At 71.0% G+C, this 14,587-nt stretch carries 11 protein-coding genes and 1 pseudogene; 11 read left to right on the forward strand and 1 reads right to left on the reverse strand.

The features are described 5' to 3' along the window. Window positions 1–191 precede the first annotated feature (191 nt). Window positions 192–1,160, reverse strand: coding sequence for a hypothetical protein (locus tag ABT300_RS33660; protein WP_351683895.1), 969 nt, complete (start codon window positions 1,158–1,160; stop codon window positions 192–194). A 307-nt stretch (window positions 1,161–1,467) separates the two neighbouring features. Between ABT300_RS33660 and uvrC the strand changes: the two genes are divergently transcribed. The 11 genes and pseudogenes from uvrC to ABT300_RS33715 all read left to right on the forward strand — a co-directional run. Further along, a complete protein-coding gene (uvrC, locus tag ABT300_RS33665; protein ID WP_351683897.1) occupies window positions 1,468–3,621 on the forward strand; it encodes an excinuclease ABC subunit UvrC in 2,154 nt (717 codons plus the stop codon). Then, the gene (gene rapZ / locus ABT300_RS33670; protein WP_351683899.1) at window positions 3,618–4,682 is read left to right on the forward strand and encodes an RNase adapter RapZ; all 1,065 of its coding nucleotides are present in this window, start codon (window positions 3,618–3,620) and stop codon (window positions 4,680–4,682) included. Before uvrC ends, rapZ begins: the two co-directional genes overlap by 4 nt. Next, the gene (locus tag ABT300_RS33675; RefSeq protein ID WP_319276553.1) at window positions 4,679–5,746 is read left to right on the forward strand and encodes a gluconeogenesis factor YvcK family protein; all 1,068 of its coding nucleotides are present in this window, start codon (window positions 4,679–4,681) and stop codon (window positions 5,744–5,746) included. The genes rapZ and ABT300_RS33675 overlap by 4 nt, the downstream gene beginning before the upstream one ends. Continuing rightward, a complete protein-coding gene (whiA, locus tag ABT300_RS33680) occupies window positions 5,737–6,726 on the forward strand; it encodes a DNA-binding protein WhiA (RefSeq protein ID WP_057580302.1) in 990 nt (329 codons plus the stop codon). The genes ABT300_RS33675 and whiA overlap by 10 nt, the downstream gene beginning before the upstream one ends. Before the next feature lie 144 nt (window positions 6,727–6,870). Continuing rightward, the gene (locus ABT300_RS33685) at window positions 6,871–9,825 is read left to right on the forward strand and encodes a M14 family metallopeptidase (protein ID WP_351683904.1); all 2,955 of its coding nucleotides are present in this window, start codon (window positions 6,871–6,873) and stop codon (window positions 9,823–9,825) included. 230 nt (window positions 9,826–10,055) lie between these two features. Next, complete coding sequence (gene gap / locus ABT300_RS33690; RefSeq protein WP_351683907.1) at window positions 10,056–11,066, forward strand: type I glyceraldehyde-3-phosphate dehydrogenase; 1,011 nt, start codon at window positions 10,056–10,058, stop codon at window positions 11,064–11,066. 133 nt (window positions 11,067–11,199) lie between these two features. Then, on the forward strand, window positions 11,200–12,411 hold the full coding sequence (locus tag ABT300_RS33695) for a phosphoglycerate kinase (protein WP_351683909.1): 1,212 nt from the start codon (window positions 11,200–11,202) through the stop codon (window positions 12,409–12,411). A gap of 6 nt (window positions 12,412–12,417) precedes the next feature. After that, the gene (gene tpiA, locus ABT300_RS33700; RefSeq protein ID WP_351683912.1) at window positions 12,418–13,194 is read left to right on the forward strand and encodes a triose-phosphate isomerase; all 777 of its coding nucleotides are present in this window, start codon (window positions 12,418–12,420) and stop codon (window positions 13,192–13,194) included. Window positions 13,195–13,350: 156 nt separating this feature from the next. Next, complete coding sequence (gene secG, locus ABT300_RS33705) at window positions 13,351–13,587, forward strand: preprotein translocase subunit SecG (protein WP_351683915.1); 237 nt, start codon at window positions 13,351–13,353, stop codon at window positions 13,585–13,587. 211 nt (window positions 13,588–13,798) lie between these two features. Continuing rightward, window positions 13,799–14,134, forward strand: a complete 336-nt coding sequence (locus ABT300_RS33710) for an RNA polymerase-binding protein RbpA (RefSeq protein WP_078615979.1) — start codon at window positions 13,799–13,801, stop codon at window positions 14,132–14,134. 217 nt (window positions 14,135–14,351) lie between these two features. After that, window positions 14,352–14,587 (forward strand): annotated as a pseudogene (locus ABT300_RS33715) (glucose-6-phosphate isomerase); the annotation flags it as partial.

The raw sequence follows: 14,587 nt of genomic DNA on the forward strand, positions 1-14,587 counted from the left end.
AAGACGACCCGGGCCCGCAAGGCCTGACGCGGGCACGACGCGCGCGCGGGGCCCGGCCCCAGCGCGCGGGCGCGCAGGACGGCGCCCCGCGGGGACACGCTGGTTCTACTGATCCCCGCGGGGCGCCGTCGCGTCTTCAGCCGGTGCGCGCCGAAGGCCCGGTCCGCACAAGGCTCGGGCCCCGCACCCGTTCAGTCCCAGTCCCAGCCGATGCCCACCATCCCCGACCGCACCCGCGGCTCCACCAGGTGCACCGAGCGGTGCCGACCGCTGAGCGGCAGTTCCTGCCGGCCGCCGCGCGGCGCCGCAGCCGAGTGCTGGGTGAAGCGGTGGCAGCGCACGGGCAGCGCGTTCTGCGTGAAGCGGATCTGCAGGGCGTACTGGCCGCCGGCGGCCCCGAAGCCGCGCACGTACTCGCGGCACACGTCGGCCGTGCCGTCCTCGACGCCGTAGCGGAAGAGGAAGGTGTCGCCGGTCCGCAGCCGGGTGTCGAACAGGAACTCAGCCACCAGCACGCCGGTGTCGTGGTGGCGGCGGACGCGGCCGGCCCGGCAGTTCTCCAGGGCGTGCACGGTCATCCGCTCCGGCGCACAGCCCGGATCGCCGTGGTGGACGGCGACGAAACGGTCGACGCCGTCGCGGTGGGCGCGCACGATGTGCTGCGACTCCCGGCTGGAGAGCTCGCGGCGCGCCCCGATGCGCACCCGCTCGTGGTGGCCCAGCGTGTGCAGCCCTCCGTCCATGGAGCACTCCAGTTCGGTGAGCAACTGTTCGAGCGCCCCCGAGGCCTGCAGCAGCGAACGGTAGGAGCGGCCCGCGGACGCCCTCGCCGACGCCGTCCCGTCCCCGTCGTCGGACTCCGCCAGCAGCCTGATCAGCGACTCGTCCGGCAGCTGCAGGATCTCCTCCAGCGCCCGCACGGCGCGCAGCGACTCGGGGCGCTGCGGCCGCCGGGCGCCCTGCTGCCAGTAGCTCAGGCTCGTCACGCCCACCTTGACCCCGTACCGCGACAGATGATGCTGGACGCGCTGCAGGGGCAGTCCGCGGGCGGCGATCGCGGCCCGCAGCGCCACATGGAAGGGGCCGCCCTGCAGGGCCGTGTCCAGTTCCGCGGCGGGGGCCTGGCCGGCGGTGTCCGCGTGCTGAGGGGCGTGCGGCATGCAAGGGGCCTTTCTGTGAAAGCTCACGACGGCTGGTCGGACCGTTCGTGCGGGGGGCCGGGGCCTGCCGGCCACGCGGAGCGTCTTCACATCCGTAAGTCGGCGTTCAGGCCCCGAGTTCCCCCGCATTGAAGCGTGTTGACCAAGTCCCGACAACACCTGTTGCCCGAGTGGCATGTGCGTTTGGCCGAGTCGACGCCCCTCACTCCGCCGCCGGCCCCCGCGCGCGTGCGGGTCCGGGCGGGCCGCCCCGGCCGTTGTCCACAGCCCCGTCGGAGTGTCACCCCGCGCCAGTAGGGTGTGAGACATGGCCGATCCCTCCAGCTACCGCCCCAAGCCGGGACAGATCCCGGACTCCCCCGGGGTGTACCGGTTCCGCGACGAGCACCGCCGGGTGATCTACGTCGGAAAGGCGAAGAGCCTGCGCCAGCGCCTGGCGAACTACTTCCAGGATCTGGCGGGCCTGCACCCGCGGACCCGCTCGATGGTCACCACGGCCGCCTCGGTGGAGTGGACGGTGGTGTCCACCGAGGTCGAGGCGCTGCAGCTGGAGTACTCCTGGATCAAGGAGTACGACCCCCGGTTCAACGTCAAGTACCGCGACGACAAGAGCTACCCGTACCTCGCGGTCACGATGAACGAGGAGTACCCGCGCGTGCAGGTGATGCGCGGCCACAAGAAGAAGGGCGTCAGGTACTTCGGGCCGTACGCGCACGCGTGGGCGATCCGGGACACGGTCGACCTGCTGCTGCGGGTGTTCCCCGTGCGCACCTGCTCGGCAGGCGTCTTCAAGAACGCCTCGCGCACGGGCCGGCCCTGTCTGCTCGGCTACATCGGCAAGTGCTCCGCGCCCTGCGTGGGCCGCATCGACGCCGACGACCACTGGGAACTGGCCGACGAGTTCTGCGACTTCATGACCGGCCGCACCGGCACCTACCTCCGCCGGCTGGAGAAGCAGATGACGGAGGCGGCCGAGGAGATGGAGTACGAGCGGGCCGCCCGCCTGCGCGACGACATCGAGGCCCTGAAGAAGGCCATGGAGAAGAACGCGGTCGTGCTGGCCGACGCGACCGACGCCGACCTGATCGCCGTCGCCGAGGACGAGCTGGAGGCGGCCGTCCAGATCTTCCACGTCCGCGGCGGGCGCGTGCGCGGTCAGCGCGGCTGGGTGACCGACAAGGTCGAGGACGTCACGACCGGCGCCCTCGTCGAGCACGCCCTCCAGCAGCTGTACGGCGAGGAGCGCGGCGACTCCGTCCCCAAGGAGGTCCTGGTCCCCGCCCTGCCCGAGCCCGTGGAGCCGGTCCAGGAGTGGCTCACCGGGCGCCGCGGGTCGAACGTGTCGCTGCGCATCCCGCAGCGGGGCGACAAGAAGGCCCTGATGGAGACCGTCGAGCGCAACGCGCAGCAGGCGCTCGTGCTGCACAAGACCAGGCGCGCCTCCGACCTGACCACGCGCTCGCGTGCCCTGGAGGAGATCGCCGAGGCCCTCGACCTGGACAGCGCCCCGCTGCGGATCGAGTGCTACGACATCTCCCACCTCCAGGGCGACGACGTGGTGGCCTCCATGGTCGTCTTCGAGGACGGCCTCCAGCGCAAGAGCGAGTACCGCCGCTTCCAGATCAAGGGCTTCGAGGGCCAGGACGACGTCCGCTCCATGCACGAGGTGATCACCCGCCGCTTCCGGCGCTACCTCGTCGAGAAGGAGCGGACGGGCGAGTGGACCGACACCGGGAGCGCCCCCGCCGCCCCAGGGACCGCCGCCGCTCCAGGCACGCCCACCGCCGCGGGCGCGCCCTCCGGCGACGGCGCGGGGGAGCTCCTCACCGACACCTCCGAAGCGCCCCTGACCAGCAGCCTCAAGGACGAGGACGGCCGGCCCAGACGCTTCGCCTACCCGCCCCAGCTCGTCGTCGTCGACGGCGGGCAGCCGCAGGTGGCGGCCGCCCGGCGGGCCCTGGACGAGCTGGGCATCGACGACATCGCCGTCTGCGGCCTCGCCAAGCGCCTGGAGGAGGTCTGGCTGCCGGGCGACGACGACCCGGTCGTCCTGCCCCGCAGCAGCGAGGGCCTCTACCTGCTCCAGCGCGTGCGGGACGAGGCCCACCGCTTCGCGATCACCTACCAGCGCGCCAAGCGCGCCAAGCGCTTCCGCTCCGGCCCGCTCGACGAGGTGCCCGGTCTCGGGGAGACCCGCAAGCAGGCGCTGATCAAGCACTTCGGCTCGGTGAAGAAGCTGCGGGCCGCCACGATCGAGGAGATCTGCGAGGTCCCGGGGATAGGCCGCAAGACGGCCGAGACCATCGCCGCGGCCCTCGCCCGGGCGGCGCCGCCCGCCCCCGCCGTGAACACGGCCACCGGAGAGATCATTGAGGAAGAGGAACCCGGCGCCACGCCGGATTCCCCCGGAGACCCCGTCACCGCGGGCGCCCCGGAAGAACGACGGGGGCAGGAGACATGACCGAGCACGACGCAGACCCCACGGACCGGCGGGATCAGTCGCCCACTACTGTGCCGACAGCCGCCTCCGGGCAGGACGGGGATACCGGTGAGGGCCCCGCCCGCCGCCCCGCGGCCCCCGACAGCCCGCAGCAGGAAGCACGCCATGAAGACGGAGCACAGGTGAGTACCGACGTCTCGCCGCCCGGGATCCCCGAGGCGGCCATCCCCGAGCTGGTGATCATCTCCGGCATGTCCGGGGCCGGCCGTTCGACCGCGGCCAAGTGTCTGGAGGACCTCGGCTGGTTCGTCGTCGACAACCTGCCGCCCGCCCTGATCCCGACGATGGTGGAGCTGGGCGCCCGCTCCCAGGGCAACGTGGCGCGGATCGCGGTCGTCGTCGACGTCCGGGGCCGGCGCTTCTTCGACAACCTCCGCGAGTCGCTCGCCGACCTCGAGACCAAGGGCGTCACCCGGCGGATCGTGTTCCTCGAGTCCTCCGACGACGCCCTGGTGCGCCGTTTCGAGGGGGTGCGCCGCCCGCACCCCCTGCAGGGGGACGGCCGCATCGTCGACGGCATCGCCGCCGAGCGTGAGCTGCTGCGCGAGCTGCGCGGCGACGCCGACCTGGTCATCGACACCTCCAGCCTCAACGTGCACGAGCTGCGCGCCAAGATGGACGCCCAGTTCGCCGGCGAGGAGGAGCCCGAGCTGCGGGCCACCGTCATGTCGTTCGGCTTCAAGTACGGCCTGCCGGTCGACGCCGACCTGGTCGTGGACATGCGCTTCCTGCCCAATCCGCACTGGGTCCCGGAGCTGCGCCCCTTCACCGGGCTCAACGACGAGGTCTCGGCGTACGTCCTCAACCAGCCCGGCGCCAAGGAGTTCCTGGACCGGTACGCGGAGCTCCTCCAGCTGGTCGCCGCGGGCTACCGCCGGGAGGGCAAGCGCTATGTGACCATCGCGGTCGGCTGCACGGGCGGCAAGCACCGCTCGGTGGCCATGTCGGAGAAGCTCGCCGCGCGCCTCGCGGCCGAGGGCGTGGAGACGGTGGTCGTGCACCGGGACATGGGACGGGAATGACGGGACGTTCTCCACGGCTCGGCCGGCTGCGCAAGGCCGCGCCGGAGGGGCGCACGGGCCGGCCGGCCGACGCCCGCGGCGGCAAACCGCGCCGCCGCGGCGCCCAGCCCAAGGTGGTCGCCCTCGGCGGCGGCATGGGGCTGTCCGCCTCGCTCACCGCACTGCGGCGGATCACCGGCGACCTCACCGGCGTGGTCACGGTGGCCGACGACGGCGGCTCCAGCGGCCGTCTGCGCGAGGAACTCGGCGTTCTGCCGCCCGGCGACCTGCGCAAGGCGCTCGCCGCGCTGTGCGGCGACGACGACTGGGGCCAGACGTGGGCCCGGGTCATCCAGCACCGGTTCCAGTCGCAGGGCGAGATCAACGGCCACGCGGTGGGCAACCTGCTGATCGTCGCCCTGTGGGAGCAGCTGGGCGACCACGTCCAGGCCCTGGACCTGGTCGGCCGGCTGCTGGGCGCACAGGGGCGGGTGCTGCCCATGTCCGCCGTGCCGCTGGAGCTGCAGGCGCTGGTGAAGGGGCACGATCCCGCGCGCCCCGAGGACGTCGACACGGTCCGCGGGCAGGCGACCGTGGCGCTGACGCCGGGCGAGGTGCAGTCCGTGCATCTGGTGCCGCACGACCCGCCGGCCGTCCCGGAGGCCGTCGAAGCGGTCCTGGACGCCGACTGGGTGGTGCTGGGCCCCGGCTCCTGGTTCTCCTCGGTCATGCCGCATCTGCTGGTGCCCGATCTGCTCGACGCGCTGATGGAGACGAAGGCGCGCCGGGTGCTCTCCCTGAACCTCGCTCCGCAACCCGGGGAAACCGACGGCTTCTCCCCGCAGCGTCATTTGGAGGTTTTGGGACGACACGCCCCTAAACTCGCCCTGGACGTGGTGCTGGCCGACGAGGCAGCCGTGCCCGACCGCGACTCGCTGGCCGACGCCGCCCAGAGGTTCGGAGCCGCGGTCGAGCTGGCGCCGGTGGCCCGGCCCGACGGAACCCCGAGGCATGACCCGGAGCTGTTGGCCGCCGCGTACGACCGTATTTTTCGGATGCATGGAAGGATCGGCCCATGGCGATGACGGCAGCGGTGAAGGACGAGATCTCCCGGCTCCCCGTCACCCGGACCTGCTGCAGAAAGGCGGAGGTCTCCGCTATCCTGCGGTTCGCCGGCGGCCTCCACCTGGTGAGCGGGCGCATCGTGATCGAGGCGGAGCTGGACACGGCGATGGCGGCCCGTCGGCTCAAGCGGGACATCCTGGAGATCTTCGGGCACGGCTCGGAGCTGATCGTGATGGCTCCCGGCGGCCTGCGCCGCGGTTCGCGCTATGTCGTGCGGGTGGTTGCGGGCGGTGACCAGCTCGCCCGGCAGACGGGGCTCGTGGACGGCCGCGGGCGCCCCATCCGGGGTCTGCCCCCGCAGGTGGTCTCCGGCGCGACCTGCGACGCCGAGGCGGCCTGGCGCGGCGCCTTCCTGGCGCACGGCTCGCTCACCGAGCCCGGCCGCTCGTCCTCGCTGGAGGTGACCTGCCCGGGGCCCGAGGCCGCGCTCGCGCTGGTCGGCGCGGCCCGCCGGCTCTCCATCGCGGCGAAGGCCCGGGAGGTGCGCGGGGTCGACCGGGTCGTGGTCCGCGACGGAGACGCGATCGGCGCCCTGCTCACCCGGCTGGGCGCGCACGAGTCGGTGCTGGCGTGGGAGGAGCGGCGGATGCGCCGCGAGGTGCGCGCCACGGCGAACCGGCTGGCCAACTTCGACGACGCCAACCTGCGTCGCTCGGCCCGCGCCGCGGTCGCGGCCGGCGCGCGTGTCCAGCGCGCTCTGGAGATCCTCGGCGACGAGGTGCCCGAGCACCTCGCGGCGGCCGGCCGGCTGCGCATGGACCACAAGCAGGCCTCCCTGGAGGAGCTGGGCGCGCTCGCCGACCCGCCGCTGACGAAGGACGCGGTCGCCGGGCGGATCCGCCGGCTGCTGGCGATGGCCGACAAGCGGGCCTCGGACCTCGGCATCCCGGGCACGGAGTGCAACCTGAGCGAGGAGCTCGCCGACAACCTGGTGGGCTGATCGATCGTCAGAAAGCCGGTGGAGGCGTCCGATCGGGCGACTCCACCGGCTTTTGTCTGGCTATGAGGCGCTCTTGACTGGATCATGAACTGTCATGAGCCTGGCAGAGTTCGCTGCTGTGGCGAACTCACGCTAGGGGGGTTCATGAGACCTAGAGCGAGATCGATCCTCGCTGTCGGCGCACTCCTGCTCGGCGGAGCGGCACTCGCGCCCATCGCTCAGGCGCAGCCCGCATCATCACCGAAGCCCGATCCGGCCGAGGTCAAGGTGTTCCGCGCCGAGGTCACCGGACAGCAGGTACCCCTGCTGCTGGCGGCCGGCCAGGACGGACACGAACTGAGCGAGCAGGCGCCCGCCAAGGGCGCCGCGACCGTCGAGGTCTACCTGACGGACGAACAGGCGAAGAAGCTCGGCAAGCAGGGCGTCAGGCTCACCGAGCACACGATGTCGGCCACGGCCGAGAAGCGCGTGGAGGCCGCCGCCCAGGGCGTGTTCCGCCCGTACAGCGGAAGCGGCGGCCTGCGGGAGGAGATCCTGCGCACCGGCCGGGAGAACCCCGGCCTCACCAAGGTCGTCTCCCTCGGCAAGACCGTGAACGGCCAGGACATCCTCGCCCTCAAACTGACCAGGGACGCGAAGAAGTCCGCCGACGGCTCCAAGCCCTCGGTGCTGTACATGTCCAACCAGCACGCGCGCGAGTGGATCACCCCCGAGATGACCCGGCGGCTGATGCACTACTACCTGGACAACTACCGGACCGACAAGCGCGTCAAGAAGATCGTCGACTCCAACGAGCTGTGGTTCGTCCTGTCGGCCAACCCCGACGGCTACGACTACACCTTCAAGAGCGCCGACAACCGCATGTGGCGCAAGAACCTGCGGGACGTCAACGGCGACGGCGCGATCTCCACCGGCGACGGCGTCGACCTCAACCGCAACTTCGCCTACAAGTGGGGCTACGACAACGAGGGTTCGTCGCCGAACCCCACCAGCGAGACCTACCGCGGCGCGAAGCCCGCCTCCGAGCCCGAGACCAGGGCGCTCGACGCCTTCGAGAAGCGCATCGGCTTCACCTACGGCATCAACTACCACTCCGCCGCCGAACTCCTCCTCTACGGGGTCGGCTGGCAGGTCGCCACCGACACCCCCGACGACGTCGCCTACCGGGCGCTCGCCGGCACGCCCGAGAAGTCGGCCGTCCCGGGCTACCACCCGCAGGTCTCCTCGGAGCTGTACACGACCAACGGGGAGGCCGACGGCCACGCCTCGAACGTCAACGGCATGGCCATGTTCACCCCGGAGATGTCGACCTGTCAGACCGCTTCGAACGTCGACCCCGACGACCAGTGGAAGAGCGGGGACTGCCAGTCGGTCTTCACCTTCCCGGACGACGAGAAGCTGATCCAGGCCGAGTTCGCCAAGAACGTCCCGTTCGCGCTCTCGGTGGCCGAGTCGGCCGCGCGTCCCGACCGGCCGAAGTCCTCGGTCGGCATGCCCGCCGCGGACTTCACCCCGGCGTCGTTCACCACGTCGTACGCGCGCGGCGCCGACCAGCAGGTCTCCGTCGTCGTGCGCAAGGCGATCCGCGACAAGGAGCTCACGTACCGCGTCAACGGCGGCCGCGCCCGGGTCCAGGCGCTCAGGCACTGGAAGGGCGGCGAGACCTACGGCGGCGAGGACAACCTCTACTTCGACGCGTACCGGGCCAGGGTGAAGGGCGGCGCACCGGGCGACAAGGTCGAGGTGTGGTTCACCGGGAAGGCCGAGAACGGCAAGAAGGTCTCCAGCGCGCACTTCGCCTACACGGTCGCCGCGCGGCCCCAGGCCGACACGCTGGTGGTCGCCGAGGAGGGCGCGGCCGCCACGCAGGCGCAGACCTATGTGGACGCGCTGAAGGCCAACGGCCGCAAGGCGATCGTCTGGGACGTCGCCGCCCAGGGGGCGCCCGACCCGCTCGGCGTGCTCAGCCACTTCCGCACGGTCGTCCACTACACGGGCGCGAGCACGCCCGGCAATCCGACCCAGCTCGCGCTGCGCGCCTTCCTCAACGAGGGGGGCAAGCTGATCGAGGCGGGCGAGCTGGCCGGCGGCAGCGTCGCCCTCGCCGACGGCACCCCGTCCAACGACTTCAGCCAGTACTACCTGGGCGCGTACTCCCGCACCTCGACCCCCGGAGCCACCGGGTTCACCGGCTCCGGCGGGCTCGGCTCGCTCAGCGCGGCCCTCGGCCCGGCCGCCGGCAACCCGCTCGACAAGGCCGGCACCTACGCGGTCACCTCGGACGAGCTGCCCGCGGCCGCCTACCCGCAGTTCGCGAGCGCGGGCGCGGGCCAGTTCGCCGGGACGGTCAACCCCTACGGGCCGTACGCCGGCTCGTACATGGCCGCGGCCGTGCACACCGACGACGCCTACAAGCGCCTCACCCGCACCGTCGACCTCAGCGGCGTCGCCGCGGCGAGCAGACCGACGCTGCGCACCCAGCTGCTGTGGGACACCGAGCCCGGTTACGACAACGCGATCGTCGAGATCCACACGGTCGGCGGCGACGACTGGACCACGCTGCCCGAGGCGGGCGGCGCCACCCGCACCACGGTTCCCGCGGAGTGCGGGGCCGGCTTCTACGTGGGTGAGCACCCGTGGCTCGAGCACTACCTCACCCTCGGCACGAACGAGTGCTCCGCGACCGGGTCCACCGGCGCCTGGAACGCCCTCACCGGCGCGTCCAGCGGCTGGCAGCAGGTGAACTTCGACCTGAGCGCCTACGCGGGCAAGAACGTCGAGGTCTCCGTCGCCTACGTCACCGACCCGGGCAGCGGCGGCCGGGGCGTCCTCGCGGACGACGCCTCGCTGGTCGTCGGCGGCGGCGCCGTCGACACCGAGGGCTTCGAGACGTCGCTCGGCGCCTGGAAGGTCGGCGGACCGCCCGCCGGCAGCCCGGCCGTCCTGAAGGACTGGGCGCGCACCGGGGTCCTGTTCCAGACGTACGGAGCGGTCACCACCGACGACACCGTGCTGCTCGGCTTCGGCCTGGAGCACGTCACCGCCGCGGCCGACCGCAACGCGCTCATCGGAAAGGCGCTGGCCTCACTTGCGCGATGACACGCCCAAGTCAACGGTTCGTGACGGTTCGTAACCGGATCGAGTGATCGGGCCCGCCCGGCCCGTGCGGTCCGTACCCCTACTGGCGGGTACGGACCGCAGTGCCGTGTATGGGCGAACTCGATGTCACTCCGGCGGCCCCGGAGAGGTAGGGTCGTGGGTGGTCGGGGACATCCCAAATACAGCTCGCCGGCACCTCGTGGCCGGCGTACCAACGAGGAGATCGGTTCGTGACGATCCGCGTAGGCATCAACGGCTTTGGCCGCATCGGTCGTAACTACTTCCGCGCGCTGCTGGAGCAGGGTGCTGACATCGAGATCGTGGCTGTCAACGACCTGGGTGACACCGCGACCACCGCTCACCTGCTCAAGTACGACACCATCCTGGGCCGTCTCAAGGCCGAGGTGTCGCACACGGCGGACACGATCACCGTGGACGGCCACACGATCAAGGTGCTGTCCGAGCGCAACCCCGCCGACATCCCGTGGGGCGACCTCGGCGTCGACATCGTGATCGAGTCGACCGGCATCTTCACCAAGAAGGCCGACGCCGAGAAGCACATCGCGGGCGGCGCCAAGAAGGTCCTCATCTCGGCTCCGGCCAAGGACGAGGACATCACGATCGTGATGGGCGTCAACCAGGACAAGTACGACCCGGCGAACCACCACGTCATCTCCAACGCCTCCTGCACCACCAACTGTGTGGCGCCGATGGCCAAGGTCCTCGACGAGAACTTCGGCATCGTCAAGGGTCTGATGACGACGGTCCACGCCTACACCAACGACCAGCGCATCCTGGACTTCCCGCACTCGGACCTGCGTCGCGCCCGCGCCGCCGCCGAGAACATCATCCCGACCACGACGGGCGCCGCGAAGGCCACCGCCCTGGTCCTGCCGCAGCTCAAGGGCAAGCTCGACGGCATCGCGATGCGCGTCCCGGTCCCGACCGGCTCGGCCACCGACCTGGTCGTGACCCTCCAGCGCGAGGTCACCAAGGACGAGGTCAACGCCGCCTTCAAGAAGGCCTCCGAGGACGGCGACCTCAAGGGCTACCTGGCCTACACCGAGGACGAGATCGTCTCCTCGGACATCGTCAGCGACCCGGCCTCCTGCACCTTCGACTCCTCCCTGACCATGGTCCAGGAGGGCAACTCGGTGAAGATCCTCGGCTGGTACGACAACGAGTGGGGCTACTCCAACCGCCTCGTGGACCTGACGGTCTTCGTCGGCGCCCAGCTCTGATCCACAGAGCAGGCACGTTGATGTGAGAGCAGGGCTCGGGCGGCGCAAGGACGCGCCACTCGGGCCCTGACTCACGTGCAGAACAGCCCTCTTAGGATCACGAGCACCACCAGTCCTCCCGGGAGTCCACTCAATGAAGACGATCGACGAACTTCTCGCCGAAGGCGTCGCAGGCAAGCGCGTCTTCGTCCGCGCCGACCTGAACGTGCCGCTGGCCGGCACCGCCATCACCGACGACGGCCGTATCCGCGCCGTGCTGCCCACCGTCAAGGCGCTGGCCGAGGCAGGCGCCCGCGTGGTCGTCGCCTCCCACCTGGGCCGCCCCAAGGGCGCTCCGGACCCCGCCTTCTCCCTCGCTCCCGCCGCCGCGCGCCTCGGCGAACTCCTCGGCGCCGACGTGGCCTTCGCGACCGACACCGTCGGCGACTCCGCCACGGCCACCGTCGCCGGCCTCGCCGACGGCCGGGTCGCGGTCGTCGAGAACCTGCGCTTCAACGCCGGCGAGACCTCGAAGGACGACGCCGAGCGCGCCGCCTTCGCCGACCGGCTGGCCGCCCTCGCCGACGTCTACGTGGGCGACGGCTTCGGCGCGGTGCACCGCAAGCACGCGTCCGTGTACGACCTCCCGGGCAAGCTGCCGCACTACGCCGGCTATCTGATCGCCACCGAGGTCGGCGTCCTGAAGAAGCTCACCGAGGACGTCGCCCGCCCGTACGTCGTGGCGCTCGGCGGCTCCAAGGTCTCCGACAAGCTCGCCGTCATCGACGAACTGCTCGGCAAGGCCGACCGCATCCTCATCGGCGGCGGCATGGCCTTCACCTTCCTCAAGGCCCAGGGCCACGAGGTCGGCGCCTCCCTCCTGCAGGAGGACCAGATCCCGGCCGTCACCGAGTACCTGGAACGCGCCGAGAAGCAGGGCGTCGAGCTGGTCGTCCCGGTCGACGTCGTGGTCTCGCCCGGATTCCCGGACCTGAAGACCAAGGCGCCTGCCGAGCACGCCGCCGTCGACGCGGACAAGATGCCCGAGGGCCAGCTGGGCCTGGACATCGGCCCGAAGACCGGCGAGCTGTACGCGGGCAAGCTCGCCGACGCCGCGACCGTGTTCTGGAACGGTCCGATGGGCGTCTTCGAACACCCCGACTTCGCCGAGGGCACCAAGGCGGTCGCCCAGGCCCTCGTCGACTCGGACGGTTTCACCGTCGTCGGCGGCGGAGACTCCGCCGCGGCCGTGCGCACGCTCGGCTTCGACGAGAACGCGTTCGGTCACATCTCGACCGGTGGCGGCGCCTCCCTCGAATACCTCGAGGGCAAGACGCTCCCCGGCCTCGCCGCACTGGAAGGCTGACCCCGCATGACCACTCGTACGCCGCTGATGGCGGGCAACTGGAAGATGAACCTCAACCACCTCGAGGCCATCGCGCACGTCCAGAAGCTCGCCTTCGCCCTGGCCGACAAGGACTACGAGGCCGTCGAGGTCGCCGTCCTGCCGCCCTTCACCGACCTGCGCTCCGTGCAGACGCTGGTCGACGGCGACAAACTCAAGATCAAGTACGGCGCCCAGGACATCTCGGCGCAGGACTCCGGCGCCTACACCGGCGAGATCTCCGGTGCGATGCTCGCCAAGCTGAAGTGCACGTTCGTCGCGGTCGGCCACTCCGAGCGCCGGCAGTACCACGACGAGACCGACGAGCTGGTGAACGCCAAGGTCAAGGCCGCCTACAAGCACGGCCTGACCCCGATCCTGTGCGTCGGCGAGGAGCTGGACGTCCGTGAGGCGGGCAACCACGTCGCCCACACCCTGGCGCAGGTCGAGGGCGGTCTGAAGGACCTCCCCGCCGAGCAGGCCGAGTCCGTCGTGATCGCCTACGAGCCCGTGTGGGCCATCGGCACCGGCAAGGTCTGCGGCGCCGAGGACGCGCAGGAGGTCTGCGCCGCCATCCGCGCCAAGATCGCCGAGCTGTACAGCCAGGAACTGGCCGACCAGGTGCGCATCCAGTACGGCGGCTCCGTCAAGTCCGGCAACGTCGCCGAGATCATGGCGCAGGCCGACATCGACGGCGCGCTGGTCGGCGGCGCCTCGCTGGACGCGGACGAGTTCGTCAAGATCGTCCGCTTCCGCGACCAGTGATCCGAGCTGTGAGTATGCGGTAGCGACGATCCGTCGTACCCTTGCGGGGGCATAGCGCCATGCGGCACGCCACGCGGCACGGTCGCACGGAGAACGGCGCTGTGTCCCCGTTGTCCGTTCCGGTCCTTATCCGAATCCGAGGAAGTTGGTCCAGCCGTGGTTTTGGGGTTCTCGATCGCCCTGATCGTCTTCAGCCTGCTGCTGATGCTGCTGGTGCTGATGCACAAGGGGAAGGGCGGCGGCCTCTCCGACATGTTCGGCGGCGGCATGCAGTCCTCCGTCGGCGGTTCCTCGGTCGCCGAGCGCAACCTCGACCGCATCACCGTCGTCGTCGGGTCGCTGTGGTTCGCCTCCATCATCGTCCTCGGCATCCTGATGAAGACGAACAACTGATCAGCTTCTCACAGGCACGCACATTCCGGTACGTAAGGCCCCATGTTCGGTACGCGCAGCAGAGCGCGGCCTATCATGGGGCTTGCGTCCAGGTGTGGGAGCTGTAACTCCAATCACTGGACGCGCGTTGGGCCTTACGTAGACTGAGGCGCTCGCAGCGAAGCGAAACGCCGACTCGCTTCGCGGCACCATCACGCAGGGAGTTACGACCGTGGCAAGTGGCAACGCGATCCGAGGTAGCCGGGTCGGGGCGGGGCCGATGGGCGAGGCCGAGCGGGGCGAGTCCGCGCCCCGCCTGCGCATCTCCTTCTGGTGCTCCAACGGACACGAGACGGTGCCCAGCTTCGCCAGCGACGCGCAGGTGCCCGAGACCTGGGACTGCCCGCGCTGCGGCTTTCCCGCCGGGCAGGACCGGGACAACCCCCCGGACCCGCCGCGCACCGAGCCCTACAAGACGCACCTCGCCTATGTGCGGGAGCGGCGCAGCGACGCGGACGGCGAGGCGATCCTCGCCGAGGCGCTCGCCAAACTGCGGGGCGAGATCTAGTGATGTAGACCGGCCGGGCGCCTGAGGGCTCCCGGCCGGACCTGTCTCGCGCACCGGCCGCCGTCGCGCTGACACCCGGACGCCTCCGGCGCGTACTTCCTGTTGCCCCGCGGGCAACGGCACGTCCGCTCGTGCCGCCTCCTGATCAACTAGGTTGGGAGCGGCGGGGCAAGGCGTGCAGGCAGCACGGACAGGTGAGGAAGGGCTGAAGTCCGAGATGAACGCAGACGGCCGTACCAGGCTGAACCAGACGCCCGAGTGGACCGCTCTGGCCGAACACCGCGAGGAACTCGGCGAGGTGCGGCTGCGGGAGCTGTTCGCCGCCGACCCCGACCGCGTCGCCGGTCACACCCTGCAGGTCGGCGATCTGCGCATCGACTACTCCAAGCATCTCGTCACCGACGAGACGCTGCGGCTGCTGCGTGAACTCGCCGCGGCCGTCGACGTCTTCGG

The sequence above is a fragment of the Streptomyces sp. NPDC001027 genome (genome assembly GCF_040299045.1).
Classification (GTDB): Bacteria; Actinomycetota; Actinomycetes; order Streptomycetales; family Streptomycetaceae; genus Streptomyces.